25 protein-coding genes and 1 rRNA gene are annotated in these 26,576 nt (G+C 67.7%); 23 read left to right on the forward strand and 3 right to left on the reverse strand.

The genetic code is table 11. From position 1 onward, the window contains the following. Positions 1-88: 88 nt before the first annotated feature. The 21 genes from lysA to AB0I43_RS23770 all read left to right on the forward strand — a co-directional run bounded on the left by lysA (position 89) and on the right by AB0I43_RS23770 (position 21,752). Complete coding sequence (lysA, locus tag AB0I43_RS23670) at positions 89-1,513, forward strand: diaminopimelate decarboxylase (protein WP_356974084.1); 1,425 nt, start codon at positions 89-91, stop codon at positions 1,511-1,513. Then, a complete protein-coding gene (locus tag AB0I43_RS23675) occupies positions 1,510-2,853 on the forward strand; it encodes a homoserine dehydrogenase (RefSeq protein ID WP_356974085.1) in 1,344 nt (447 codons plus the stop codon). Before lysA ends, AB0I43_RS23675 begins: the two co-directional genes overlap by 4 nt. Then, on the forward strand, positions 2,850-3,944 hold the full coding sequence (gene thrC, locus AB0I43_RS23680; protein WP_356974086.1) for a threonine synthase: 1,095 nt from the start codon (positions 2,850-2,852) through the stop codon (positions 3,942-3,944). The genes AB0I43_RS23675 and thrC overlap by 4 nt, the downstream gene beginning before the upstream one ends. A gap of 22 nt (positions 3,945-3,966) precedes the next feature. Next, entirely contained in the window at positions 3,967-4,935 is a 969-nt protein-coding gene (gene thrB / locus AB0I43_RS23685; protein ID WP_357432638.1) for a homoserine kinase, read from the forward strand. 305 nt (positions 4,936-5,240) lie between these two features. After that, complete coding sequence (gene rho / locus AB0I43_RS23690; protein ID WP_356974088.1) at positions 5,241-7,295, forward strand: transcription termination factor Rho; 2,055 nt, start codon at positions 5,241-5,243, stop codon at positions 7,293-7,295. 599 nt (positions 7,296-7,894) lie between these two features. Further along, a complete protein-coding gene (gene rpmE, locus AB0I43_RS23695) occupies positions 7,895-8,125 on the forward strand; it encodes a 50S ribosomal protein L31 (RefSeq protein WP_356974089.1) in 231 nt (76 codons plus the stop codon). 90 nt (positions 8,126-8,215) lie between these two features. Continuing rightward, positions 8,216-9,286 carry a peptide chain release factor 1 gene (prfA, locus tag AB0I43_RS23700; protein ID WP_356974090.1) on the forward strand — a complete coding sequence of 357 codons (1,071 nt, stop codon included), beginning with the start codon at positions 8,216-8,218 and terminating at the stop codon, positions 9,284-9,286. Positions 9,287-9,543: 257 nt separating this feature from the next. After that, on the forward strand, positions 9,544-10,407 hold the full coding sequence (gene prmC / locus AB0I43_RS23705) for a peptide chain release factor N(5)-glutamine methyltransferase (protein WP_356974091.1): 864 nt from the start codon (positions 9,544-9,546) through the stop codon (positions 10,405-10,407). 387 nt (positions 10,408-10,794) lie between these two features. Further along, positions 10,795-11,460 carry an L-threonylcarbamoyladenylate synthase gene (locus tag AB0I43_RS23710; RefSeq protein WP_356974092.1) on the forward strand — a complete coding sequence of 222 codons (666 nt, stop codon included), beginning with the start codon at positions 10,795-10,797 and terminating at the stop codon, positions 11,458-11,460. A 4-nt stretch (positions 11,461-11,464) separates the two neighbouring features. Further along, the gene (locus AB0I43_RS23715) at positions 11,465-12,610 is read left to right on the forward strand and encodes an MraY family glycosyltransferase (protein ID WP_356974093.1); all 1,146 of its coding nucleotides are present in this window, start codon (positions 11,465-11,467) and stop codon (positions 12,608-12,610) included. 10 nt (positions 12,611-12,620) lie between these two features. Next, entirely contained in the window at positions 12,621-13,070 is a 450-nt protein-coding gene (locus AB0I43_RS23720) for a hypothetical protein (protein ID WP_356974094.1), read from the forward strand. Between the two features lie 270 nt (positions 13,071-13,340). Then, positions 13,341-14,171: a F0F1 ATP synthase subunit A gene (atpB, locus tag AB0I43_RS23725; RefSeq protein WP_356974095.1), complete on the forward strand. Its 831-nt coding sequence runs from the start codon at positions 13,341-13,343 to the stop codon at positions 14,169-14,171. Between the two features lie 71 nt (positions 14,172-14,242). Continuing rightward, positions 14,243-14,491: an ATP synthase F0 subunit C gene (locus AB0I43_RS23730; RefSeq protein WP_194817634.1), complete on the forward strand. Its 249-nt coding sequence runs from the start codon at positions 14,243-14,245 to the stop codon at positions 14,489-14,491. A 5-nt stretch (positions 14,492-14,496) separates the two neighbouring features. After that, positions 14,497-15,057 carry a F0F1 ATP synthase subunit B gene (locus AB0I43_RS23735; RefSeq protein WP_356974096.1) on the forward strand — a complete coding sequence of 187 codons (561 nt, stop codon included), beginning with the start codon at positions 14,497-14,499 and terminating at the stop codon, positions 15,055-15,057. A 19-nt stretch (positions 15,058-15,076) separates the two neighbouring features. Then, complete coding sequence (locus tag AB0I43_RS23740; protein ID WP_356974097.1) at positions 15,077-15,886, forward strand: F0F1 ATP synthase subunit delta; 810 nt, start codon at positions 15,077-15,079, stop codon at positions 15,884-15,886. 52 nt (positions 15,887-15,938) lie between these two features. Then, positions 15,939-17,579 carry a F0F1 ATP synthase subunit alpha gene (atpA, locus tag AB0I43_RS23745; RefSeq protein WP_356974098.1) on the forward strand — a complete coding sequence of 547 codons (1,641 nt, stop codon included), beginning with the start codon at positions 15,939-15,941 and terminating at the stop codon, positions 17,577-17,579. A 49-nt stretch (positions 17,580-17,628) separates the two neighbouring features. Further along, positions 17,629-18,600: a F0F1 ATP synthase subunit gamma gene (locus tag AB0I43_RS23750; protein ID WP_356974099.1), complete on the forward strand. Its 972-nt coding sequence runs from the start codon at positions 17,629-17,631 to the stop codon at positions 18,598-18,600. Between the two features lie 22 nt (positions 18,601-18,622). After that, positions 18,623-20,071, forward strand: coding sequence for a F0F1 ATP synthase subunit beta (gene atpD / locus AB0I43_RS23755; protein ID WP_356974100.1), 1,449 nt, complete (start codon positions 18,623-18,625; stop codon positions 20,069-20,071). A 6-nt stretch (positions 20,072-20,077) separates the two neighbouring features. After that, positions 20,078-20,467 (forward strand): F0F1 ATP synthase subunit epsilon, encoded by a 390-nt coding sequence (locus AB0I43_RS23760; protein WP_356974101.1) that lies wholly within the window; start codon positions 20,078-20,080, stop codon positions 20,465-20,467. A 189-nt stretch (positions 20,468-20,656) separates the two neighbouring features. Beyond that, positions 20,657-21,079, forward strand: a complete 423-nt coding sequence (locus tag AB0I43_RS23765) for a DUF2550 domain-containing protein (RefSeq protein WP_356974134.1) — start codon at positions 20,657-20,659, stop codon at positions 21,077-21,079. A 100-nt stretch (positions 21,080-21,179) separates the two neighbouring features. Beyond that, positions 21,180-21,752: a cob(I)yrinic acid a,c-diamide adenosyltransferase gene (locus tag AB0I43_RS23770; RefSeq protein WP_356974102.1), complete on the forward strand. Its 573-nt coding sequence runs from the start codon at positions 21,180-21,182 to the stop codon at positions 21,750-21,752. 66 nt (positions 21,753-21,818) lie between these two features. Here AB0I43_RS23770 and AB0I43_RS23775 read toward each other — a convergent pair whose 3' ends face one another. The 3 genes from AB0I43_RS23775 to AB0I43_RS23785 form a co-directional block, all read right to left on the reverse strand. After that, positions 21,819-22,190, reverse strand: coding sequence for a group 1 truncated hemoglobin (locus tag AB0I43_RS23775; protein WP_356974103.1), 372 nt, complete (start codon positions 22,188-22,190; stop codon positions 21,819-21,821). Positions 22,191-22,294: 104 nt separating this feature from the next. Continuing rightward, positions 22,295-23,110, reverse strand: coding sequence for a DivIVA domain-containing protein (locus AB0I43_RS23780; RefSeq protein WP_356974104.1), 816 nt, complete (start codon positions 23,108-23,110; stop codon positions 22,295-22,297). After that, on the reverse strand, positions 23,101-24,327 hold the full coding sequence (locus AB0I43_RS23785) for a globin domain-containing protein (protein ID WP_356974105.1): 1,227 nt from the start codon (positions 24,325-24,327) through the stop codon (positions 23,101-23,103). Before AB0I43_RS23785 ends, AB0I43_RS23780 begins: the two co-directional genes overlap by 10 nt. A gap of 420 nt (positions 24,328-24,747) precedes the next feature. Between AB0I43_RS23785 and murA the strand changes: the two genes are divergently transcribed. Both murA and AB0I43_RS23795 read left to right on the forward strand, forming a co-directional pair. Further along, positions 24,748-26,028, forward strand: coding sequence for a UDP-N-acetylglucosamine 1-carboxyvinyltransferase (gene murA / locus AB0I43_RS23790; protein WP_356974106.1), 1,281 nt, complete (start codon positions 24,748-24,750; stop codon positions 26,026-26,028). Between the two features lie 487 nt (positions 26,029-26,515). After that, a 16S ribosomal RNA gene (locus AB0I43_RS23795) occupies positions 26,516-26,576 on the forward strand; the annotation flags it as partial.

The raw sequence follows: 26,576 nt of genomic DNA on the forward strand, positions 1-26,576 counted from the left end.
ACGGAGCCCAGCGCCGGCGAGGCGGAGTTGTGAACGTCCACCTATCGAGCTGCGTGCGCGCACTCGCGAACCCCCGAAAGGAAGCATTGTGAGCGGCGCACATCCCGCTGGTCCCCGGCATGCCGAAATCCCGCACGCCCCGAATCTTCCGGAGCGCCCCGCCGACCCGAAGCAGATGATCGATCTGCCGGCGAATGTCTGGCCGCGCAACGCTTCTCGTGCCTCCGACGGCGCGGTCCGGCTGGCCGGCGTGCCGGTGGCCGAACTCGCCGAGCAGTTCGGCACCCCGTTGTTCGTGATCGACGAGGACGATTTCCGGTCCCGCTGCCGCGATATGGTCCGCGCCTTCGGTGCCGACGCCCGGGTGCACTACGCCTCCAAGGCGTTCCTGTCCGGTGAGATCGCGCGCTGGATCCGGGACGAAGGACTGTCGCTGGACGTCTGCTCCGGCGGCGAGCTCGCCATCGCGCTGCACGCGGGCTTTCCCGCCGAGCGGATCGCGTTGCACGGCAACAACAAGTCCGTCGCCGAGCTGGAGGCCGCCGTGGCCGCGGGCGTCGGCCACGTGGTGGTCGACTCGCTGATCGAGATCGAGCGCCTGGAAGCTGTCGCCGCCGCGGCGGGTGTGGTGCAGGACGTGCTGGTCCGCGTCACCGTCGGCGTGGAAGCCCATACGCACGAATACATCTCGACCGCGCACGAGGATCAGAAGTTCGGCTTCTCGATCGCCGGCGGCGACGCCATGGAGGCGCTGGCCCGGGTCTTCGACGCCGACAATCTGCGCCTGGTCGGCCTGCACTCGCACATCGGCTCGCAGATCTTCGAGATCGACGGCTTCGAGATCGCCGCCCGGCGCATGCTGGGCCTGCTGCGCGAGGCCGTCCAGAAGTTCGGGGTGGAGCGCACGGCACAGATCGCCACGCTGGATCTCGGTGGCGGCCTTGGTATTTCGTACCTGCCCAACGACGATCCGCCGCCGCTGGACGAGTTCGCGAGCAAGCTGCGCGGCCTGGTCGAGATCGAGGCGGCGCACGCGGGCCTGCCCACCCCGAAGATCGCGGTGGAGCCCGGCCGGGCGATCGCCGGGCCGGGCACCGTCACCCTCTACGAGGTCGGCACCATCAAGGACGTCTCGCTGGACGGCGGCAACCGCCGCCGCTACGTCAGCGTCGACGGCGGCATGAGCGACAACATCCGGCCCGCGCTCTACCAGGCCGATTACGACTGCCGGCTGGTCTCGCGCTCCTCGGACGCGCCGGGCGTGGTCGCGCGGGTCGTCGGAAAGCATTGCGAGAGCGGCGATATCGTCATCCGGGACACCTGGATGCCCGCCGACGTCGGCCCGGGCGACCTGATCGCCGTCGCGGCGACGGGGGCGTACTGCTATTCGATGTCGAGCCGATACAACCAGTTGACCCGTCCCGCGGTGGTTGCCGTCAAGGACGGTCAGCCGCGTTTGATTCTGCGCCGGGAAACCGTCGCGGACCTGCTCAGCCTGGAGGTGGAACAGTGACCGAACAGAGAAGCGGTACCTGGGGCAACGATCGTCCGATCGGTGTCGCGGTGCTCGGGATGGGCAATGTCGGCACCGAGGTCGTGCGGATTCTGCGCGACCACGCCGAGGACCTGCGCTCCCGCGTGGGCGCGCCGGTGGTGCTGCGCGGCGTCGCCGTGCGCAACCTGGAGCGCGATCGCGGCCTGCCCGCCGACCTGCTGACCACCGACGCCGAGGCGCTCGTGGCGCGCGACGATGTCGACCTGGTCGTCGAGGTGATGGGCGGCATCGATCCGGCCCGGGCGCTGATCCGGTCCGCGCTGACCGCGGGCAAGTCGGTGATCTCGGCGAACAAGGCGCTGCTGGCCGACTACACCGGCGAGCTCGCCGCGGCCGCCGAGCGCAGCCGCGCCGACCTGTACTTCGAGGCCGCCGTCGCCGGCGCCATCCCGGTGGTGCGCCCGCTCATCCAGTCGCTGTCCGGTGACCGGGTGAACCGGGTGGTCGGCATCGTCAACGGCACCACCAACTTCATCCTGTCCGCGATGGACGAGACCGGCGCGGACTACGAGGTCACGCTGAAGGAGGCGACCCGCCTGGGCTACGCCGAGGCGGACCCGACCGCCGACGTCGAGGGCTACGACGCCGCGTCCAAGGCCGCCATCCTCGCCTCGCTGGCCTTCCACACCCGCGTCACCGCCGCGGACGTGTACCGCGAGGGCATCTCCAAGATCACCTCCGAGGATCTGGAGACCGCGTCCGCGCTGGACTGCACGGTCAAACTGCTGGCTATCTGCGAACGCATCCCGGGCAATCCGCCCGCCGCCGAGGGTGGCAAGGACCGGATCTCGGTGCGCGTCTACCCGGCGCTGATCCCGCGCAAGCACCCGCTCGCGGCGGTCAACGGCGCGTTCAACGCCGTGGTCGTGGAGGCCGAGAACGCCGGCCGGCTAATGTTCTACGGCCAGGGCGCCGGCGGCGCCCCGACCGCCTCGGCGGTGCTCGGCGATCTGGTGATGGCCGCGCGCAACAAGTTCTACGGTGGCCGCGCTCCGGGCGAATCGGTTTATGCTGAGCTACCGATCGCGCCGATCGGTGACACGCCGGCCCGCTACCACGTGAACCTGCAGGTCGAAGACATTCCCGGCGTCCTGGCCAAGGTCGCGGGGGAGTTCGCCAACCACGGCGTTAGCATCTCCACCGTGCGTCAGGCCGGGCACGGCGAGGGCGCGCGCCTGGTCGTGGTCACCCACCACGCCCTGGAATCCGCGCTCGCCGACACCGTCGCCGCGTTGGCGGAAATGGAATCCGTCACATCCGTGACCAGCGTTTTGAGATTGGAAGGCACCGAAGAATGACCACCGAAGGTGTTGCGCCGCAGCTGAAGGTGCACTCCCGCTGGCCCGGGCTGATCGCGGCGTACCGCGATCGGCTCGCCGGTGCGGCCGATTGGGAGCCGGTGACCTTGTTCGAGGGCGGTACCCCGCTGGTCCCGGCCCCGCACCTGTCGGAGCTGACCGGCTGCGAGGTGTACCTCAAGGTCGAGGGCGCGAACCCGACCGGGTCCTTCAAGGACCGCGGCATGACCATGGCCATGACCGACGCGAAGTACCGCGGGCAGAAGGCCGTGCTGTGCGCGTCCACCGGCAACACCTCGGCGTCGGCGGCCGCGTACGCCACCCGGGCCGGTATGAGCTGCGCCGTGCTGATCCCGCAGGGCAAGATCGCCATGGGCAAACTGGCCCAGGCCGTCATGCTCGGCGCCAAGATCATCCAGGTGGACGGCAACTTCGACGACTGCCTCGAGCTGGCGCGCAAGGTCACCTCCGACTTTCCCGAGGTCGGCCTGGTGAACTCGGTCAACCCGGCCCGCATCGAGGGCCAGAAGACCGCCGCGTTCGAGATCTGCGACGTGCTCGGTCGCGCCCCCGACGTGCACGCGCTGCCCGTGGGCAACGCGGGCAACATCACCGCGTACTGGCGCGGCTACCGCGAGTACCACGCCGACGGCATCACCACGAGCCTGCCGCGCATGCTCGGCGTGCAGGCCGCCGGCGCCGCGCCGCTGGTGCACGGCGCCCCGGTGTCGAACCCGGAGACCCTCGCCACCGCCATCCGGATCGGCGCGCCCGCCTCCTGGAACGGCGCGATGGAGGCCAAGACCCAGTCCGACGGCGTGTTCCGCGCGGCCACCGACGAGGAGATCCTGGAGGCGTACCGCCTGGTCGCGGCCACCGAGGGCGTCTTCGTCGAGCCCGCCTCGGCCGCCTCCGTGGCCGGCGTGCTGGCGGCTCGCAAGGAGGGCTGGCTGGATTCCGGCCTGACCGTCGTGTGCACCGTCACCGGCAACGGCCTCAAGGATCCGGACACCGCCCTGCTCGGCATGCCGCAGGTGCAGGCCATCGCGGTGGACCCGGTGGCGATCGCCCACGAACTCGAGCTGGCCTGAGTTGAACCCGCACGAAACCCAGCTGGCCCCGGAATCCGAGCCGGCCTCGGCTCGGACCCGGACCTTGCCCGCCGGAATCGCCGTGACCGCACGCGTTCCGGCCTCCACGGCCAATCTCGGTCCCGGATTCGACTCGCTCGGAATGGCTTTGGGCCTGTACGACGAGATCGAGGTGCGCACCACCGATTCGGGTCTGCAGATCCGGGTCGAGGGCGAGGGCGCCAACGAGGTGCCCTGGGGCCCTTCGCATCTCGTCGTGCGGGCGATCGAACGAGGCCTGGAGGCCGCCGGCGTCTGGGCCGACGGCCTCGATGTGGTGTGCCGCAACGCGATTCCGCACTCGCGTGGGCTCGGATCCTCGGCGTCCGCCGTGGTCGGCGGCCTGGCCGCCGGCAGTGCCCTGGCCGCGAAGCTCGACCCCGAACTGGCCCTGGACCTCGACCAGCAGGTGCAGCTGGCCTCGGAATTCGAGGGGCATCCCGACAACGCCGCGGCCAGCGTGCTCGGCGGCATCGTCGTCTCCTGGACCGAGGCGGTCGTCGAGGCCGACGCGCTGCCCGGGCGCACCTATCGTGCCGTGCGCCTGGACGCGCACCCCACGCTGCGCCCGGTGGTGCTGATTCCCGAGCTGCGCTCGTCCACCGCGCATACCAGGGGTTTGCTGCCCGAGACCGTCCCGCACGGGGACGCCGCGTTCAATGTCAGCCGTGCCGCGCTGGCGGTCGTGGCTCTCACGCAGCGCCCTGACCTGCTGATGTCGGCCACGATGGACCGGCTGCACCAGGCCCAGCGGGCGCCCGCGCTGCCGCTGACCACGGCGTGGATCGCTCGATTGCGGGAAGCCGGGATTCCGGCGACCGTTTCCGGAGCCGGTCCCACCGTGCTGGCCCTGTGTACCAGCGAATTCCCCGCGGAATTGGCCGAATTGGCGGCCGCCGACGGGCTCCGCGTGGTCGAGCCGGGACTCGCCGAGGGAGTCCACGTCAGCTAACGGCGAGTCTGTCTTGCCGAGCTTCACACTATCCAGCTATCCTGGGCAAGTCCGTACATCGTGCGCATCAGACGCCGGTGCTTCATCAGGGCAATCGCTCCAGCAGGCTCCAGGCTCGAGCCTCCAGGCCATGGAGGTGCTGCGTAGCTGCGCAACTGGAATGATCTCTCCCACCTTCTTGGAGTTGGGCCCTGCACAACCGGTGGGGCAGGTGATTTACGGCAGCCGAGTCCGGCACAGTGCCCGGACTGCGGGACGAAACCCTCGAAACAGCACACGGCAGTCGAGGGAAGGAAAGGATTTCCGTGACAGATACGGACCTGCTCGCGACACCCGGGGTGGAAGCCAACCCAAGTAACTCGGGCCGCGAAAGTGAATCCGGACAGATTTCGAAGATGAGCGAACACACCGACGTCGCACGATCGGGGCTGACTGGAATGTTGTTGCCGCAGTTGCGCCAGCTTGCGGGGGAGCTCGGAATCCGAGGAACCTCCGGAATGCGCAAGGGCGATTTGATCGCCGCCATCAAGGAAAATCAAGCCGGAAAGTCGGCGTCCGCCGCACCCGCGAAAGCCGAAAAGGCCGAAAAGGCCCCGCGCGGCGAGGCCAAGGCCGAGCAGGCGACCCTCGACGTGACGCCGGCTGTCGAAGCCGCACCGGCGAAGGCCGCCAAGGCCACCGCTCCCGAAGCTGCCGCTCCCGAAGCCGCTCCGGCCAAGGCCGTGAAGACCGACGCCGCTCCGGCGGACGCCGCCGCGGCCGGTGAAGCCTCCGACGACTCCGGTCGCGAATCCGGCCAGCGTGGCCGTGGCCGCCAGCGTCGCGGCCGTGACCAGGCGCGATCCGGCGGCGACAACGCCGAGGCGCGTGGTGACGAGCCGAAGCAGGACGGCGACCAGGGCGAGCGCCGCCGGGATCGCAACCAGCAGGGTGAGCGCAACCAGGGCGATCGCAACCAGAACGGAAATGGCAACGGCGGCAACCGCGGTGGCGAGAACCGGGGCGGCGAGAACCGTGGTGGCGAGAACCGGGGCGGCGACAACCGCGGTGGCGACAACCGGGGCGGCGACAACCGCGACAACCGGGGCGGCGACGACGAGGAAGGCGGCCGCGGTCGCCGGGGCCGTCGCTTCCGCGAGCGGCGTCGCGGGCGTGACCGCGAGGGCGGCGTCGGCGGTGGCGAGGCGCGCGAGCTCGAGATCCGCGAGGACGACGTGCTGCAGCCGGTCGCGGGCATCCTCGACGTGCTGGACAACTACGCGTTCGTCCGCACCTCGGGCTACCTGGCCGGGCCGAACGACGTCTACGTGTCGATGAACCTGGTGCGCAAGAACGGCCTGCGCCGCGGTGACGCGATCACCGGCGCGGTGCGCGCTCCGCGCGACGGCGAGCAGAGCAACCAGCGGCAGAAGTTCGATCCGCTGGTGCGCCTGGACACGGTCAACGGCGGCGCGGTGGACGACGCCCGCAGGCGTCCCGAGTTCAGCAAGCTCACCCCGCTCTACCCGAACCAGCGCCTGCGCCTGGAGACTCAGCAGAACAAGCTGACCACCCGCGTGATCGACCTGATCATGCCGATCGGCAAGGGCCAGCGCGCCCTGATCGTCTCGCCGCCGAAGGCCGGTAAGACGACGATCATGCAGGACATCGCCAACGCGATCGCGATCAACAACCCCGAGGTCTACCTCATGGTGGTGCTGGTCGACGAACGTCCGGAAGAGGTCACCGACATGCAGCGCTCGGTGAAGGGTGAGGTTATCGCCTCCACCTTCGACCGGCCGCCGTCGGACCACACCTCGGTCGCCGAGCTCGCCATCGAGCGCGCCAAGCGCCTGGTGGAAATGGGCAAAGACGTTGTGGTGCTGCTGGACTCGATCACCCGATTGGGCCGCGCGTACAACAACTCCTCGCCGGCGTCGGGCCGCATCCTCTCCGGTGGTGTCGACTCGACCGCGCTGTACCCGCCCAAGCGGTTCCTCGGCGCGGCGCGCAATATCGAGAACGGCGGCTCGCTGACGATCATCGCCACCGCCATGGTGGAGACCGGTTCCACCGGTGACACGGTGATCTTCGAGGAGTTCAAGGGCACCGGCAACGCCGAGCTCAAGCTGGACCGCAAGATCGCGGAACGGCGTGTGTTCCCCGCGGTGGACGTCAACCCGTCCGGTACCCGCAAGGACGAGCTACTGCTGAGCCCGGACGAGGCGGCCGTGCTGCACAAGCTGCGCCGCGTGCTGTCCGGCCTGGATTCGCATCAGGCGATCGATCTGCTGATCGACCGTTTGAAGAAGTCGAAGAACAACCTCGAGTTCCTGATGCAGGTTTCCAAGAACGCGCCGGGCGGCGCGATCGACGAGTAGCGCGAACTCGACAATCGCCGAAAGGGTCTCGCTCGCGCGAGGCCCTTTCGGCGTATTCGGGCGGAAGAAGAACAGCCCGATCAGTGCGGATCCGGAAATCAGGTACGACAGGATCAGCGCGACGGGCGACATGCCGCCGCCTGCGCCGGGGCTGTAGGCGACTGTTTGCGCCGTCGCGTAGGTGGCTTCGGTATCGGGTACCGCGAGCCAGCCCCCCACGACAGCGAGGGTCAGCAGCAGCAGCACCGCTGCGGCGATTCGGCTGCTCATATTCGTCCCTCCCTCTGTCCTCGGCACGGCGGTGTGCGCTTTTCTGGTAGGTCCCCAAACTCTATGAACAGCTGTGTTCGCATTCTTGAGTAGCGAACTACCCGTCTTAGGCTCCCGTAAGAGCGCTCCAATTGCGTGCCCGTACTTCTCGGGGCGAGCGGAACGGGGGCCGGGAATAGAGCGGTAGCCGGGGGCGTTTTGGCAGCGTAGTGGCGGTTCTGGCATACTGAACCGCTGTGCGTCTGCCCGCCGGCAGACAATCCCGCCTAGTCGGCTCCGGTTCACGCTCCACAGCGGGCGACCCGGCGGCCAATTTCGAAAGGACACCCATGAAGGCAGGAATCCACCCGACCTACGTCGACACCACCGTCGTCTGTGGTTGTGGCAACACCTTCCAGACTCGCTCCACCAAGGAGTCCGGACACATCAACGTCGAGGTCTGCTCGCAGTGCCACCCGTTCTACACCGGCAAGCAGAAGATCCTCGACACCGGCGGCCGCGTGGCTCGCTTCGAGGCTCGCTACGGCAAGCGTGCGGGCAAGAAGGCCGACGCCTCCTAGCTTCCTCACCGACGCCCGGTTCTGCATCGCAGACCGGGCGTCGGTGCATTTCCAGGCCCCCGCACTGAAAGCAGAAAAGGAAGCACCACCATGACGCAGCCGTCCGCGATCGACGACATTCTGGCCGAGTACCACGGCCTGGAGACCCAGTTGGCCGATCCGTCGCTGCACAACGACGCGAGCGCGGCCCGCCGCGTCGGCAAGCGCTTCGCCGAACTGGCGCCGGTGATGACCACCTACAACAAGCTCAAGACCGCGCACGACGATCTCGCCGCCGCGCAGGAGCTGGCGGCCGACGATCCGGCGTTCGCCGCCGAGATCCCCGGGCTGCAACGCCAGACCGAGGAGCTGGAAGCCGCGCTGGCCGACCTGCTCGCCCCGCGCGACCCGCACGACGGCGACGACGTGGTGCTCGAGGTCAAGTCCGGCGAGGGCGGCGAGGAATCCGCGCTGTTCGCCTCCGATCTGGCGCGGATGTACATCCGCTACGCCGAGCGGCACGGCTGGAAGGTCGAGGTCCTGGGGGCCACCTTCACCGAGCTGGGCGGATACAAGGAAGCGACGCTGTCGATCAAGAGCCGCGACGCCGCGCGGGACGGGGTCTGGTCCCGCCTGAAGTTCGAGGGCGGGGTGCACCGGGTGCAGCGCGTGCCCGTCACCGAATCCCAGGGCCGCATCCACACTTCCGCCGCGGGCGTGCTCATCTACCCCGAGCCCGACGAGGTCGAGGAGGTGCAGATCGACGAAACCGATCTGCGCATCGACGTCTACCGCTCCTCCGGCAAGGGCGGCCAGGGCGTCAACACCACCGACTCCGCGGTGCGCATCACCCACCTGCCCTCCGGCATCGTGGTCACCTGCCAGAACGAGCGCTCCCAGCTGCAGAACAAGGCCCGCGCCATGCAGGTCCTCGCCGCGCGCCTGCAACTGCTCGCCGAGGAGCAGGCCGAACAGGAAGCCGCCGCCGGCCGCGCCAGCCAGATCCGCACCGTCGACCGCTCCGAGCGCATCCGCACCTACAACTTCCCGGAGAACCGCATCGCCGACCACCGCATCGGCTTCAAGGCCCACAACCTGGACGCCGTCCTCGACGGCGACATGGACGCGCTGCTCGACGCCCTCGGCAAGGCGGACCGCGAGGCCCGCATGACCGCGGAGTGAGCGCGGAGGCGGGCTCGCCCCCGGACGGCACGTCGAGGTCCGGAGACTCCGCGGCGGTAGGGCCTGGGTCCGGTGCGTCGAGCGCCAGGAACGTGGTGGCGGCTGGCCCAGGGGCCGAGTCGTCCAGTGCCGTGAACGCAACAGCGGCGAAGCCTGGGGCCGGTGCGTCGAGCGCCGGAAACACGGCCGCGGGGGGGCCTGGGGCTGGTGCGTCCAACGGTGGGAGCGCGGCGGTACCGAGTTCTGCCACCGCGCACGTGCCGCTGCTGCCCGCCATTCATCGGGCAGCACAGAAGCTCCAGGGTGCTGGGCTCCACAGTCCGCGGTCGGATGCCGAGCAGCTCGCCGCGCATCTGCTCGGTATCGAACGCACCCGATTGGTACTCGCGCCGCCGCTCACGCCCGAGCAGCTCGCGGACTATCACGCGTTGATCGAGCGCCGGGCGCGGCATGTGCCGCTGCAGCATCTGACCGGTGTGGCCGTAATGGGCGCGATCGATCTCGCGGTCGGCCCGGGTGTTTTCATTCCGCGCCCGGAGACCGAGCTGCTGTTCGCGTGGGCCCTGGGCTATCTGGAGACGCTGCCGCACGACCATCGGCCGATCGTCGTCGACCTGTGTACCGGTTCCGGAGCGCTGGCGCTGGCCCTCGCGAATGCCCGCCCCGACGCCGACGTGCACGCCGTCGAACTCGACCTCGATGCCCTGACCTGGGCCCGCCGCAATGCCGACGCCCGCGCCGCCGCCGGCGACACCGCGATCACCCTGCACGCCGCCGACGTCACCGACCCGGCACTGCTCACCGAACTGACCAGCCGCGTCGACCTGGTCGTCGCCAACCCGCCCTACATTCCCGCCGCCGCCCACCTGGATCCCGAAGTCGCCGACCACGATCCCCACCGCGCCCTCTTCGCGGGCCCGGACGGCCTCGACGTCATCCGCCCGATGATCCCGGTCCTCACCCGCCTGCTCCGCCCGGGCGGCGCCACCGGCATCGAACACGACGACACCAACGGCGCGGCCACCGCAGCCCTGCTCGAGGCTTCCGGCCAGTTCACAGACATCGCAGAACATCTAGACCTCGCCGAGAAGCCCCGCTTTGTGGTAGCCGCCCGGAAGTAGCGCGCCCACCCTGGCCACCCGACGTAGCAAGCCCACCCGGCCGCCCGGATGCAGCACGCCCACCCGGCCCCGGACGCAGGAACCCACCCCGCCCGTTGGCGGCAGCGCCGGTCGGGCGGCGGTCCGCGGCGATAGTGCTGGCTGACCGGATCACTCGGCTGTGGCGTGACTGCCCGGACATCGTCGGCTACCGCGCACACAAGCAGTAGCTGGACCGCTCCCACGACCGGCGCGGCTCGTGCTGTCGCTCACACCCGGGCACCCCGCGCTCACGACCTCCCTTGAACCCGCGTTTCGTTGGGGCGGCTGTGGTTACGGGCGGCGTGTGGCGGCGGATCGGAGTAGGCGCTGGAAATCGGGCACGGCACGCGTGACAGGATGGCTGCCGTGAGTACCGTCTACGACTGCGCGGATCCCGACTCGCGTGCCGCCGGACTGTCCGCCGCGACGAGCGCCCTGAAGTCCGGACGGCTGGTGGTGTTGCCTACCGACACGCTGTACGGGCTGGCTGCCGACGCCTTCGACTCGACCGCGGTGAGTTCGCTGCTCGCGGCCAAGCGCCGCGGGCGGGACATGCCGGTACCGGTGCTGGTCGGGTCCTGGCACACCATCGACGGCCTGGTGTTCTCGGTGCGCCCGCAGGCCCGGGATCTGATCCGGGCGTTCTGGCCCGGTGGCCTGAGTCTTGTTGTGCAGCAGGCGCCTTCGCTGGCCTGGGACCTCGGTGACACCCGCGGCACGGTGATGCTGCGGATGCCGCTGCACCCGGTCGCGCTGGAACTGCTGCGGGAGGTGGGCCCGCTCGCGGTGTCGAGCGCCAACGTGTCCGGCCAGCCGCCGGCCAAGACCGCGGCCGAAGCGCGCGATCAGCTCGGTTCGCTGGTCGGCGTCTATCTCGACGGCGGCCCGGCCGAGCATGCCGTCGCCTCCACCATCGTCGATCTGACTTCGGATCAGCCGCGGATTCTGCGCGTGGGCGCGGTGCCGGTGGCCGATATCGCCGAGGTGCTCGGGATGAAGCCGGACGAACTCACCAGTCCTGCTGCCCGGTGATCGGATGAGTGCTGTTGTGCCGCTGCGCGAGCTGTTGCTCGTGCTGCTCATCTCGGCGACGGTGACATTCCTGGCCACCGGCGGTATCCGGGTTCTCGCGATCTCCTTCGGCGCGGTCGCGGTGCCCCGCGAGCGCGATGTGCACGTCAAGCCGATTCCGCGAATGGGCGGCGTCGGCATGTACGTCGGTTTGATCGCGGCCGTTCTCTTCGCGCACCAGTTGCCCGCGCTGCGGCGCGGATTCGACTATGCCCCCGATATTCCGGCGGTGCTGGTCGCGGCCACCATCATCGTGGCGGTCGGCATTGTCGACGACCGCTGGGGTCTGGACGCGCTGACGAAGTTCGCCGGTCAGGTCACCGCCGCGGGCGTGATGGCCGTGATGGGTCTGAGCTGGTACAGCATTTACAATCCGTTCACCAATTCGACGATTTCACTGGATGCTTTGCAGGGCGGCCTGGTCACCGTCGCGGTCACGGTCACGCTGGTGAACGCGATGAACTTCGTCGACGGCCTGGACGGCCTCGCCGCCGGACTCGGATTGATTTGCGCGGCCGCGGTATTCGTGTTTGCTGTCGGTTTGATGAACGAACAGGGCGGTTCGGTCGACACCTATCCGCCCGCCATGCTCGCGGCCGCATTGGCCGGCGCGTGCCTGGGTTTCCTGCCGCACAATTTCTCGCCGGCGCGAATATTCATGGGCGATTCGGGCTCGATGCTGATCGGTCTCGTGCTGGCGGCGGCGTCCACCAGTGCGTCGGGCCGGATTCCGTTGCAGGGCTTCGGGCCTCGCGACATCGTCGGTTTGCTCTCGCCGTTGCTGCTGGTCGGCGCCGTCATGTTCATTCCGGTGCTGGATCTGGTGCTGGCGATCGTGCGCCGGGTGCGCGCGGGCGTGAGTTTCTCGACGCCGGACAAAATGCACCTGCATCATCGTTTGCTGCAGATCGGGCATTCACAGCGACGCGTGGTTCTGCTCATCTATTTATGGGTCGGGGTCCTCGCCTTCGGCGCGGTCGGCAGTTCGCTGATGGACCGCACGGTGGTGGTGTTGCTGATGGCCGCGGGGTTGCTGTTCGCCTTGGTCGTGACGGCCGTGCCCGGGCTGCGTCGCAGGGAGCCCGCCGGTGAGCATCAGCCGCCCGGGTAAAGTTTCCGAAGTGACCTTTTCTCCGAAGCCCATCCCCGGCCCCGACGCCCCGTTGAAGTCGGCGCTGCGTTACGGGCTGATCGGACTGGCCGTTCTGGTGGTGCTGGCCGTCGCGATCGGCGCCGCCGCGGCGGGCCTGCCGGGTCTCTGGGGCGCTCTCATCGGGGCCGCGATCGGCGGCGGATTCATCCTCACCACGGCCGCCGTCGTGCTCTTCGGCGCCAAGCTGCCGCCCAGCACCGCGGGCCTGATTATCCTGGTCAGCTGGGTCGGCAAGCTGCTGGTGGTGCTCGTGGTGGTGGCCGTGCTGCAGCAGTTCGACTTCTACGATCGGGTCACGCTCTTCCTCACCGTGGTGGGCGCGTTGATCATCGTTCTGGGCGCCGAGACGTATGGCGTTCTGCGCCAGAAGGTTCCGACCGTGACCACTCCGGCGGGCGACTCCGATACCGGTGAGTAGGAAAAACTCTCACCCCCCTACACAGCGTCGTAGATAACTTGGTAAAGTGTTGGTAAGCAAGCACCCAAGGTAGGGGGGGTCACCCTGACCCCGCCAAGTGCCGCTATGCTTACTGCCGTACCGAGCCCGGAGGGCTTCGGTTCTGCATGTCGACGATGTCGCCGACACACGTACAGACGCCACGGCGGGTTTGCCGCTCAGCTGCTGACGAACTTCGAGCCGACCTAGTCGACCCAAATTGATCGTCAATGTCCGATCGAACCGCGGGATATGACCGTACCCGCGGCCCGAACACGGGAGAGAACGCTGAGCGTCACCTTATTGGCGGCGGGCGAGTTCCACGCGCCCTCGCTAGATGACTTCTTCCCTGAAGCTGTGCTGTTCGAGGGAACGTTCTTCGAACTCGACCGTTTGATGCTCGTACGCATCTTGATGACGGCACTGCTACTGGGCTTCATGCTGCTGGCTTTCCGCAGCCCGAAGATCGTCCCGCGCGGCCTGCAGAACGTCGCCGAATACGGCCTGGTCTTCGTCAAGGAACAGATTTGCGACGAGGTACTCGGCAAAGAATCCGGACGTAAGTTCTTCCCGCTGATCGCGACGATCTTCTTCACGGTCCTCTTTCTGAACTTCTCCGGTGTCATTCCGGGTTTGAACATCTCGTCGAACGCCCGAATCGGCATGCCGCTGGTACTGGCCGTACTCGCCTACCTCACGTTCAACTACGTGGGTATCAAGAAGTACGGCTTCCTGAAGTACATGCGCAGCTCCATCGTGGTTCCGAATGTTCCGCCCGCGCTGCATCTGCTGCTGATCCCGATCGAGTTCATCTCGACCTTCGTGCTCCGGCCGTTCACCCTGACCGTCCGACTCATGGCGAACATGCTGGCGGGCCACATCATGCTGGTCCTGTTCTTCAGCGCGACGCAGTTCTTCCTCTTCGACGCCGCGGCGTGGATGAAGATCTTCTCGCCGTTCTCGCTGCTGGCCGGCCTCGGATTCACGCTGTTCGAACTGCTGGTGGTCTTCCTGCAGGCCTACGTCTTCGCCCTGCTGACCGCCGTCTACATCGGGCTCGCGCAGCACGCAGATTCTCACTGACCGAACACTTACGACTGGATACCTGCTCCCCGCCGACCGGCGGTGTGTGCAACAGAAAGGGAAAGAAACTCATGAGCCTCGCGTACCTGGCCCAGGAAGCCGCCACCACCGGCGAGAAGGTCAAGGGCTACGGCGCCATCGGCTACGGCCTGGCTGCCATCGGCCCCGGCATCGGCGTCGGCATCGTGGTCGGTAAGGCCATCGAGGGCATCGCCCGTCAGCCCGAGCTGCAGGGCACGATCCGGACCAACATGTTCCTCGGTATCGCGTTCACCGAGGCGCTGGCCCTGATCGGTCTCGTCGCCGGCTTCATCTTCTGATTGCCATGACCGGCATGACTGTGCTCGCGGAAACGGCGGGGGAGGAACGCAACCCCCTCATTCCCGAGCTGTATGACATCTTTTGGTCGGCAGTCTGCCTGCTCGTCATCGGCATCGTCTTCTACAAGTACGTCGTTCCCCGCCTGATGAAGGTGCTGGACGAGCGTTCCGAGAAGATCGAGGGCGGCATCGCCCGCGCCGAGGCCGCGCAGGTGGAGGCCCAGCAGACGCTCGAGCAGTACAAGCAGCAGCTGGCCGACGCTCGCCTGGAGGCCGCGCGCATCCGTGAGGAAGCTCGCACCCAGGGGCAGGACATCCTGGCGCAGATGCGCACGGAGGCCCAGGCCGAGAGCGATCGCATCGTGGCCGCCGGCCACAGCCAGCTGGAAGCCCAGCGCCAGCAGATCCAGAACGAGCTGCGTTCCGAGGTCGGCCGCACGGCCGTCGACCTGGCCGAGAAGGTTATCGGCCAGTCGGTATCGGACGAAGCGAAGCAGGCGGCATCGATCGAGCGGTTCCTGACCGAACTCGATCAGTCGAATGCCGGCATCGGGGTCGGAAGGTAACGACGCGAAAGTGAGAAGCATGTACGCAGCGAGCCGTGAGGCAAGCGCCCGGTCCCGGGAGGCGCTTCGGGCCGCTCTGACCGGAAGCGACAGCGTTGCAGCCACGACGGGCTCCGAGCTGTTCGCCGTTGTCGCCGTGCTGGACGAACAGCGTTCGCTGCGTGTTGCGCTCGCGGACGTGTCGGTGCCTGGTTCGGCGCGTGCCGAGCTGAGCGAGCGGGTCTTCGGCGGCAAGGTCAGTCCTGCCACTCAGGCAGTGCTGACCACCGCCGTGGCCCAGGACTGGTCCCGCACCGCCGATCTGGTCGACACCCTGGTGTTGCTCGGCCAGGAGGCCCTGCTGGAGTCCGCCGCCGACAGCGGCAAGCTCGGCGCGGTGGAGGACGAGCTGTTCCGGCTCGGCCGGATCATCGCCGACAGCCCCGAACTGGAACAGGCACTGTCGGATCGCGGGAAGCCGGCTCAGGCCAAGCGCGAACTGATCGCCCGGCTGCTGAACGGCAAGGCCTCCGACATCACGGTGGCCCTCGCCGAACAGGCCGTCGCCCGGCAGAAGACCAGCATCGGCACCGCGTTCGACGCGCTGTCCGACCTGGCGGCCGCCCGGCGCGAACAGGTTGTCGCGCACGTGCAGGCCGCGATCGAGCTGACCCAGGAGCAGCGGGACCGGCTGGCCGGCTCCCTGCATCGCATCTACGGCAAAGCGATCGCGGTGCACGTCGAAGTCGATCCGAATCTGCTGAGCGGGCTGGTCGTCCGCGTCGGCGACGACGTGATCGACGGCAGCGCCATCGGCCGACTGGAGCGATTGCGCCGCGAGCTGGCCTGAGCGCCGGCCACCCCCCGACATTCGAGACCCACACAGCGAGAGCAGGAAGAACATGGCGGAGCTGACGATCTCCTCCGACGAGATCCGTAGCGCGATCGAGAGCTACACCCAGAGCTACACCCCCGAGACCTCCATCGAAGAAGTCGGTGTGGTCACCGACGCGAGTGACGGCATCGCGCACGTCTCCGGCCTGCCCTCGGCAATGGCCAACGAGCTGCTCGAATTCCCGGGCGGTGTGCTCGGCGTCGCGCTGAACCTCGAGGACCGCGAGATCGGTGCGGTTATCCTCGGCGAGTTCGCCGAGATCGAAGAGGGCCAGGAAGTCAAGCGCACGGGTGACGTGCTCTCGGTTCCGGTCGGCGACAAGTTCCTCGGGCGCGTGGTCAACCCGCTCGGCCAGCCGATCGACGGCCTCGGCGACATCGAAGCCGACGAGCGTCGCGTGCTGGAGCTGCAGGCCGCCACCGTGCTGGAGCGTCAGCCGGTCGAGGAGCCGATGGCCACCGGCATCACCGCCATCGACGCCCTGACCGCCATCGGCCGCGGCCAGCGTCAGCTGGTCATCGGCGACCGCAAGACCGGCAAGACCGCGGTCTGCATCGACGCCATCCTGAACCAGAAGGCCAACTGGGAGTCCGGCGATCCGACGAAGCAGATGCGCTGCATCTACGTCGCGATCGGCCAGAAGGGTTCCACCATCGCGGGCGTCAAGGCCGCGCTGGAGGAGCACGGCGCGATGGAGTACACCACCATCGTCGCGGCCCCGGCCTCCGACTCCGCCGGCTTCAAGTGGCTGGCCCCCTACACCGGCTCGGCCATCGGCCAGCACTGGATGTACCAGGGCAAGCACGTCCTGATCGTGTTCGACGACCTGACCAAGCAGGCCGAGGCGTACCGCGCCATCTCGCTGCTGCTGCGCCGCCCGCCGGGCCGCGAGGCGTACCCGGGTGACGTCTTCTACCTGCACTCCCGCCTGCTGGAGCGTTGCGCGAAGCTCTCCGACGAGATGGGCTCGGGCTCGATGACCGGTCTGCCGATCATCGAGACCAAGGCCGGTGACGTCTCGGCGTTCATCCCGACCAACGTCATCTCCATCACCGACGGCCAGGTCTTCCTCGAGTCCGACCTGTTCAACAAGGGTGTCCGCCCGGCGATCAACGTCGGTACCTCGGTCTCCCGTGTCGGTGGCGCCGCCCAGACCAAGGCCATGAAGAAGGTCGCCGGTTCGCTGCGTCTGGAGCTGGCCCAGTTCCGTGAGCTGGAGGCGTTCTCCGCCTTCGCCTCCGACCTGGATGCCGCCTCCAAGGCTCAGCTCGAGCGCGGCGCCCGCTGGGTCGAGCTGCTCAAGCAGAACCAGTACTCGCCGGTTTCGGTCGAGGACCAGGTCATCTCGATCTTCCTGGTGGACAAGGGCTACTACGACTCCGTGCCGGTCGGCGACATCCGCCGCTTCAGCGCTGAGCTGCTCGAGGATCTGCACCGCAACGCCCAGGACGCGTTCGACTCGCTGCAGGGTGGCTCCAAGCCGCTCGACGGCGACGCGGCCGAGGCCATCATCGGCGGCACCGAGAAGTTCAAGCAGGGCTTCCTCGCCTCCGACGGCAGCCGGGTCGTGAACGAGGCGGCGGCCGGCGAGCTCGACCACGAAGAGGTCGAGAGCCTGTCGGTCACCCGCAAGCGCGTCGAGAAGTAGTCCGGGTCCATGCGCTACTCGACTACAGCGAACGAAGGGAGGGTGAACCGTGGCTAGTTTGCGTGAATTGCGCTCCCGTATTCGCAGTGTGAATTCGACGAAGAAGATCACCAAGGCGCAGGAGCTGATCGCGACCTCGCGCATCACCAAGGCACAGGCTCGCGTCGCCGCGGCCAAGCCGTACGCCGAGGAGATCACCAAGGCGCTGGCCGAGCTGGCGAGTGCGTCCAAGAATTTGGCGCACCCGCTGCTCACCGAGCGCGAGAACCCGCGCCGGGCCGCGATTCTGGTGATCAGCAGTGACCGCGGCATGTGCGGCGGTTACAACTCCAACGTGTTCAAGCGCGCCGAAGAGCTGATGACCACCCTGCGCAACGAGGGCAAGGAACCGGTGCTGTACGTGATGGGCAACAAGGGCCTCACGTACTACACCTTCCGCAGCCGTCCGCCGCAGGCCGCGTGGACCGGGTTCTCTCAGCAGCCGAACTACGCCGACGCCTCGGCCGCCTGCAACCACCTGGTGGAGGCGTTCATGGCCGGCGCCGACGGCACGGTCCCCGCGCCGAACGGCGAGGGCGAGATCGCCGGTGTCGACGAACTGCATGTCGTCTACACCCGGTTCGTGTCCATGCTGACGCAGACCCCGGAGGTGCGCCGCCTGGCGCCGATCCAGGTCAGCTTCGTGGAAGAGAACTTCGATCTGGGCGAGGACAGCTTCTCGGACTCCGAGACCGCTGACGTCAAGGCCCAGTACGAGTTCGAGCCCGATGCCGATGTGCTGCTGGCGGCGCTGCTGCCCAAGTACGTCAACACGCGTATCTACTCATCGTTGCTCGAGGCAGCGGCATCCGAGTCCGCGGCTCGGCGCACCGCAATGAAGGCCGCGACCGACAACGCCAACGAGCTGGCCAGTGTGCTGCAGCGCGAGGCGAACTCGGTCCGTCAGGCCCAGATCACGCAGGAAATCAGCGAAATCGTCGGCGGCGTGAACGCGCTTGCCGCGAGCGGCGACCGCGACTAAGCGCAGGAAGAGAAACTAACCAATGACCGCAGCTGTCTCTCAAGACAACACGGCTCGGACCGGCGGCACCGCAGGCCGCGTCGTCCGCGTCATCGGCCCCGTCGTGGACGTCGAGTTCCCGCGTGGTTCGATCCCCGAGCTGTTCAACGCTCTGCACTCCGACATCGCCCTGAAGTCGGTGGCCAAGACCCTGACCCTCGAGGTCGCCCAGCACCTCGGCGACGGCATCGTCCGCTGCATCTCGATGCAGCCGACCGACGGCCTGGTCCGCGGCGCGAGCGTCTCCGACACCGGCAAGCCGATCTCGGTGCCCGTCGGTGACGTCGTCAAGGGCCACGTGTTCAACGCCCTCGGCGACTGCCTGGACAAGCCGGGCCTGGGCCGCGACGGCGAGCAGTGGGGCATCCACCGCAAGCCCCCGAGCTTCGACCAGCTCGAAGGCAAGACCGAGCTGCTCGAGACCGGCATCAAGGTCATCGACCTGCTGACCCCGTACGTGAAGGGCGGCAAGATCGGTCTGTTCGGTGGCGCCGGTGTCGGCAAGACCGTTCTGATCCAGGAGATGATCACCCGTATCGCGCGTGAGTTCTCCGGCACGTCGGTGTTCGCCGGCGTCGGTGAGCGCACCCGTGAGGGCACCGACCTCTTCCTGGAAATGGAAGAGATGGGCGTGCTCCAGGACACCGCGCTGGTGTTCGGCCAGATGGACGAGCCGCCGGGCACGCGTATGCGCGTCGCCCTCTCGGCCCTGACCATGGCCGAGTACTTCCGCGACGTGCAGCACCAGGACGTGCTGCTGTTCATCGACAACATCTTCCGCTTCACCCAGGCCGGCTCCGAGGTCTCGACCCTGCTGGGTCGTATGCCCTCCGCCGTGGGTTACCAGCCGACGCTGGCGGACGAGATGGGTGAGCTCCAGGAGCGCATCACCTCGACCCGTGGCCGCTCGATCACCTCGCTGCAGGCGATCTACGTGCCCGCCGACGACTACACCGACCCGGCGCCGGCCACCACCTTCGCCCATCTGGACGCGACGACCGAGCTTTCCCGCCCGATCTCGCAGAAGGGCATCTACCCGGCCGTCGACCCGCTGACCTCGACCTCTCGTATCCTCGAGGCTTCGATCGTCGGCGACCGGCACTTCGCGGTGGCCAACGAGGTCAAGCGGATCCTGCAGAAGTACAAGGAACTGCAGGACATCATCGCCATCCTCGGCATGGACGAGCTCTCCGAAGAGGACAAGGTCCTCGTCGGCCGCGCCCGTCGCCTGGAGAAGTTCCTCGGCCAGAACTTCATCGTGGCCGAGAAGTTCACCGGTCAGCCGGGCTCGGTCGTGCCGCTGGAGCAGACCATCGACGACTTCGACCGGGTCTGCAAGGGCGAGTTCGACCACTTCCCGGAGCAGGCGTTCAACTCCTGCGGTGGTCTCGACGACGTCGAGGCGGCCGCGAAGAAGATCGCCGGAAAGTAGTCCACGATGGCTGAGTCCAACAAGGACATGTCCGTTGATCTGGTCGCGGTCGAACGCAAGCTCTGGTCCGGCCAGGCCTCGTTCGTCAGCGCGCAGACCACCGAGGGCCAGATCGGCATCATGCCGGGCCACGAGCCGCTGCTCGGCCAGCTGGTCGAGGGCGGCACCGTGACCATCGTGCCGGTCGACGGTGAGCGGATCGTCGCGGCGGTGCACGGCGGGTTCTTCTCCGTCACCGCCAATACGGTGCGGGTGCTGGCCGAATCGGCCGAGTTCGCCGGTGAGGTCGACGTCGACGCGGCCCGCAAGGTGCTCGCCGACGCCGAGGCCTCCGAGGAGGACCGGAACGTGGCGCAGGCTCAGGTGCGCGCTGTCGAAGCGCTCGCCGAGCACTGAGGCGGTACCACAATTCCATAGGCTTGTCGGCGGCGGAGGCTATCTTCGCCGCCGACAATGCTTTTCGGACGAGACTGGGCTACCCCGTGGTCGTCCGTTTGTAGACTCGTGTTTGAATATCGCAACGGATGGGTAACGGTGGCCGTATACGGCCGTCGGGCGAAAGGACGGACCGCATTGCAGACCGGGATGGTTGTTCTGATCACCCTGGTATTGCTGCTGGTCGCCTTGGCCCTGATTTCGACCTATCGCTTGATCATGTTGCGCCGCGGCGGTACCTCCGCGCTGCTACGCGTTTTACCCGCGAGCGGTGGCCAGGGCTGGCGGCACGGCCTGATCCGCTACGACGAGGATCGCCTCGTCTTCTACAAACTCACCAGCCTGAAGCTGGGCCCCGATTCTGTGATTCGGCGGCAGGGCATCGATATCGGTGAACGCCGCGGCCCGGTCGGCGACGAGTACGACATCATGACCGACGAAATCATCGTCACCGGCGTCTCCGATACCCATGGCGGCTACGAACTCGCCCTGGACCGCGGTGCCCGTGCTGCTTTTCTCTCGTGGGTGGAGTCCCGCCCGTCGGACCGTACCCGCCGCCTCGGCGGACTCTGAGCACACCGCCGCCGGCGGTCGCACCTGGTCGGCGTTGGTTATGGCGTACAGCCGCACGCATCCCGGCACACGCCGGGATCCACGCACTACGCTGGCATTCGTGAACGTGCACTTGACGCGGATCTACACGCGCACCGGCGATGACGGCACCACCGGGCTCAGCGATTTCTCCCGGGTGTCGAAGAACGACCCGCGGTTGGCGGCCTACGCGGACTGCGACGAGGCGAACGCGGCCCTCGGTGTGGCCGTCGCCCTGGGCGATCCGGAGCCCGAGATCCTGCGGGTGCTGCGGCAGGTGCAGAACGACCTGTTCGACGCGGGCGCGGATCTGTCCACCCCGGTGGTGGCCGAGCCGAAGTATCCGCCGCTGCGGATCACCCAGGACTACATCGACCGGCTGGAGGGCTGGTGCGATGAGTTCAATGCCGATCTGGCTCCGCTGAATTCCTTCATCCTGCCCGGCGGCACCCCGCTGGCCGCGCTGCTGCACACCGCGCGCACGGTGGCCCGGCGGGCGGAGCGGTCGGCGTGGGCGGCCGTGGCGGCGCATCCGGAGGACACCAGCGCGCTGCCCGCCCGCTATCTGAATCGACTGTCCGATCTGCTGTTCATCCTCAGCCGGGTCACCAATCCGGGCGGCGACGTGCTCTGGCAGCCGGGCGGGGCGAAGTAGGCCGACGCGACGAAGGGGCCCTCGCATCCGGTGGGATGCGAGGGCCCCTTCGAGTTCCGGGAGCGATCAGCCGCGGACGCCGGCGCTCACGATCTCGTCGGACAGCGGTGCGATCGCCGCGATGATCTGGTCCGCGATCTCCTGCGGGACGCCCGCGCCGAGCAGCGCGTCGACCAGGTGGCCGGCGACCAGGTTGAAGTGTTCCTGCTCGATGCCGCGGCCCTGGTGCACGGCGCGCATCGGCGCGCCGGTGTAGGGCTCCGGTCCGCCCAGCGCGGCGCAGAAGAACTCCGCCTGCATGCCCTTGAGCCGGGACATGTTCACACCGGTGAAGAAGCCGGCCAGTTCGCTGTCGGCCAGCACCCGTACGTAGAAGTCGTCGACCACGGCGGCGACGGCTTCGGCGCCACCGATCTGGTCATAAATAGAATCCGCCATTTCCGGCTTGCCCTTCTCTCGTCGTGGCCGTTTCGAACCTCGGCCGCGATTCGAAAAGCACTGTAGCGCAACACTTTTCGGATCGCAGCCTGGAATCGGCCGGGCTAGTGGCTGAAGTCGTCGGAAGAGGTGAGCTGGGCCGGGTTCCAGTAGGACACCGGCGCCGGCTTGCCCGCCGCCTCCGGCGGCGCCGGGATCTCGGCCTGGACCGGGCGGGAAGCCGGCTGCGGCTGCGCCGTTTTCGGCTCGCCCAGCTTGTCGATCTCGGAGAACAGCGCCTCGACGATCGTGTGCATCTGCTTCTGCGCGATCTGCGCGTAGGTGCGGATGTACTCGATCTCCGCGGGCACCGGCTCCGGCGCGCCCTTCGGGACGCTGGTCAGCGAGGCGATCCCGTCGGCGGCCTGGGCCGCGGACTCCTGGGCCTGGCGCAGGATGTCCGCGTACTGCTGCCGCGCCGCGGCGACCAGTTCGCGGGCGTAGCCCTCGGCCTCGGCGACGGTCGTCTCCGCCGACAGCTGCGCCTGGCTCAGCATGTTCACCGCGCGGATGTTCACGCCGAGCAGGTCGTGCTGGGCTTCCTCGCGCAGCTGGTGGTTCTCCCGCCGCACGGCCGCCAGATCCGAGCGCAGCTGCTCCACGGTGAAAGCGTTGTCGCCCGAGGACGACGACTTGTACATCGACAGCTGCCGCTCCAGGTCGGCGACCCGGGAGGAGAGGTAGTCGTTGTCCGAGAGCAGCGACTTCTCGCCGCTGAACTCGAGCTGCTGGGTCAGCCGCTTGTTGGTGGCGTTGAGCCGGGACACCTCCCGGGCTACCCGCTCCAGGAATTCCTCGACATCGTTCTCGTCGTATCCGCGGCGTCCCAGCGCGGACCTCTTGAACTTCGCCTTCTCGATATCGCGCGGCTTCAGCGCCATGTGGTCACCTCGGGTCTGTCAAACGCAGCGCCGGTCCCGGCCGGCGTCGGGTCGGCGGCGGTCATCGCCAAGGCTTCCGGGGCCTCCGGCTCGCCGACCGTGTCGAACTGTTCGAATCGAATGGCCGAGCGCGGCACACCGGCCGCGACCAGCTCGGCGGTGCTGTGCTCGACCATCAGGGTGGAGCCGCACACCAGCGCGGTAAAGCCCTGCCAGTGCCGGTCCCGGGCGGCGACGGTGCCCACCAGGCCCTTCGCGCCGCGATAGGTCGGGTCCTCGGACACCACGGGGGTGTAGCGGAACCACGGCCGGGTGTCGGCCATTTCACTGAGGAAGTGATGTTCGTAGAGGTTCCACTGGGTACGGACACCGTGGAACAGATGGACCTCGCGGGTCCGGCCGGTCTCGCGCCAGTCGGCGTCGAGCTGTTCGACGATCGCGCTCATCGGCGCGAGGCCCGTGCCGCCGGCGATCAGCAGCAGATCCCCGGGCATGTCCTCGGTCAGGGTGAGCGCGGTGCCGATCGGCGCGCCGAGCCGCAGCACGTCACCGGGGCGCAACTCGCGGGCGACGGCCGCGCTGACCTGGCCGCCCGCCACGATCTGCACGTTGAGATCGATGGTGCCGTCGGCCCGCGGGGCATTGGCGGGTGTGTAATAACGCCACAGTTTCGGCCGCTGGGCGATTTCCACGGCCATCGATTGGCCGGGCACGTACGGGTAGGCCTCGGTCGGGCGAATCCGCAGCACCGCGACATCGATGCTGCGCCGGTCGGTGCCGATGACCTCGGCTTCCCACCACGCGGGCGAGGTGGCCTCGTCGTCCTCGGCGGCCAGAACCATGAGTTTGGCGACCACGCCGTAGGCCTCGGCCCAGTCGGCGGCGAGGGACTCGGTCCACGCGGCGCCCAGGAAATATTGCAGTGTCGCCAGCAGCGACGCGCCGGCCGCCGGATAGTGATCGGCGACGACCTCGAACTTGCGGTGGTCGCGGCCGAGTTGCTGGACGAAGGTCGGGTCAGCGCCGATCTTGTCGACGTTGCTGACGATGCGGCCGAGCGCCGCGAAGAACTTGCCGCGCTGGGCGGACATGGAAACCGGGAACATGCTGCGCACATCCGGGTGTGCCATGAACAGGTGTGAGTAGAAGTACAAGACCGCTTCGTCGCCCACCTTCTCGACGTCGCGCCAACTCGCTTGGAGTGCAGGGATATCCATAGCGGCTCAGCAAGCGGTGGGTAGTGCTGCGCCGGGTCGGCACGCACGACCCGGTATACCGGTGCTCAACGGAAAAATCCTCGATCCTGGGGTGTCGGTAGGGGTTTCGGCCTCGGCCGACACCAGGGTGGGCGCACAACGCCGCGGGTTGGTCTGTCGACAACGAGCGAACTGACTCGCCGGTAGCGTAGTCCAATCGACCGAAGGTCGCAGAACGAGAGGCTCGGCTTTACCGTTCCTTCGGCTTATTCCCGGGGTAGCGCATTCCACGCAAACCGCGCACCCGGGCACCGGGATCGCGTACAGCCGCGTGTGCGGGTTGGCGGATGGATAAGCTACTCCCGTGAGCGACCGAAGCGAGGGAACCATGTTGCAGCGCGCATCGCGCACGCTGGAGCCGAACGCTAACGAGGTGAAGGCGTGAGCGAACGGTTTCTGGTCACCGGCGGCAATCGGCTCGTCGGCGAGGTCTCGGTGGGAGGCGCGAAGAACAGCGTCCTCAAGCTGATGGCCGCCGCTCTCCTGGCGGAGGGCACGACGACGATCACCAATTGCCCCGACATCCTCGACGTACCGCTGATGGCCGAGGTGCTGCGCGGTCTCGGCTGTGAAGTCACCATCACCGACGACATCCCGGACGACCGCTCGGTGGTCACCATCACCACCCCGGCCGAGCCGAAGTACCACGCCGACTTCCCGGCTGTCACCCAGTTCCGCGCCTCGGTCTGCGTCCTGGGCCCGCTGATGGCGCGGTGCAAGCGCGCCGTCGTCGCGCTGCCCGGCGGTGACGCCATCGGCTCGCGTCCGCTGGACATGCACCAGACCGGTCTGCGCCTGCTGGGCGCGACCAGCGAGATCGAGCACGGCTGTGTTGTCGCCCAGGCCGATCAGTTGCAGGGCGCGCGCATCCGGCTGGATTTCCCGTCCGTGGGCGCGACCGAGAACATCCTGATGGCGGCCGTGCTGGCCGAGGGCGAGACGGTCATCGACAACGCGGCGCGCGAGCCCGACATCGTCGACCTGTGCAACATGCTGGTCCGGATGGGCGCGCGGGTCAGCGGCGCCGGCACCTCGGTGCTGACGATCCAGGGCGTGAAGACCCTCAAGCCGACCGACCACCGCGTCATCGGCGACCGCATCGTCGCCGCCACCTGGGGCATCGCCGCCTCGATGACGATGGGCGATGTGAAGGTGACCGGCGTGAACCCCAAGCACCTGTCGCTGGTGCTGGACAAGCTGCGGTCGGCCGGTGCGCGAATCTCCTTCGACGTGGACGGTTTTCGCGTGGTGCAGCAGGAGCGTCCGCGCGCGGTGAACTTCTCCACGCTGCCGTTCCCGGGTTTCCCGACCGATCTGCAGCCGATGGCCATCGGCCTGGCCGCGATCGCCGACGGCACCTCGATGATCACCGAGAACATCTTCGAGGCGCGCTTCCGCTTCGTCGAGGAGATGATCCGGCTGGGCGCCGACGCCCGCACCGACGGGCATCACGCGGTGGTGCGCGGGATTCCGCGGTTGTCGAGCGCGCCGGTGTGGTCCTCCGATATCCGCGCCGGCGCCGGGCTGGTGCTGGCGGGCCTGTGCGCGGACGGCGTCACCGAAGTACACGACGTCTTTCATATCGACCGCGGCTACCCGAACTTCGTGGAGAAGCTGCAGGCGCTCGGCGGTCAGGTGGAGCGCGTCGGGGCGGCGAATTGACCTCGGCCGGAACGGCCCGATGATCTAGTGATTCGGATTTAGGGCCTCTGACCAGCCGATTTGACTTTGCACATCGCGCCACGTAACTTTTATCGAGTCAGAGCGACACGGACACCAACCCGGTACTCAGCGGAGACGCAGAGTGAGGGACACGAGGTAGTACGAGGAGCGCCTGACGATCACACTAGCTCGACTGGAACCCCAGATTTGGATCTGGGCGACTGGCTGAGCTAAGCTGTTCAAGTTGCCTCGCTGAAACCCCCGAGAGATCGAGTGGCAGAAGCTTGTGCGTGTGTTCTTTGAGAACTCAATAGTGTGTCGATGAATGTCAGTGCCAATAATTTATTGGTGCCAGCCATTTCATACCCCCCGGTTGGGATGGTTGGACATTGAATATCAGCAAACTTTTGCTGGTGTTTGGCTTTGCTAGGTTTTCGGACTCTAGTTAGATATTTCTGATTGCACCTTCGGGTGTGGTTGAGAGTCTTCAACGGAGAGTTTGATCCTGGCTCAGGACGAACGCTGGCGGCGTGCTTAACACATGCAAG

Source organism: Nocardia sp. NPDC050435, assembly GCF_040655395.1.
In the GTDB taxonomy this organism is placed as follows: domain Bacteria; phylum Actinomycetota; class Actinomycetes; order Mycobacteriales; family Mycobacteriaceae; genus Nocardia.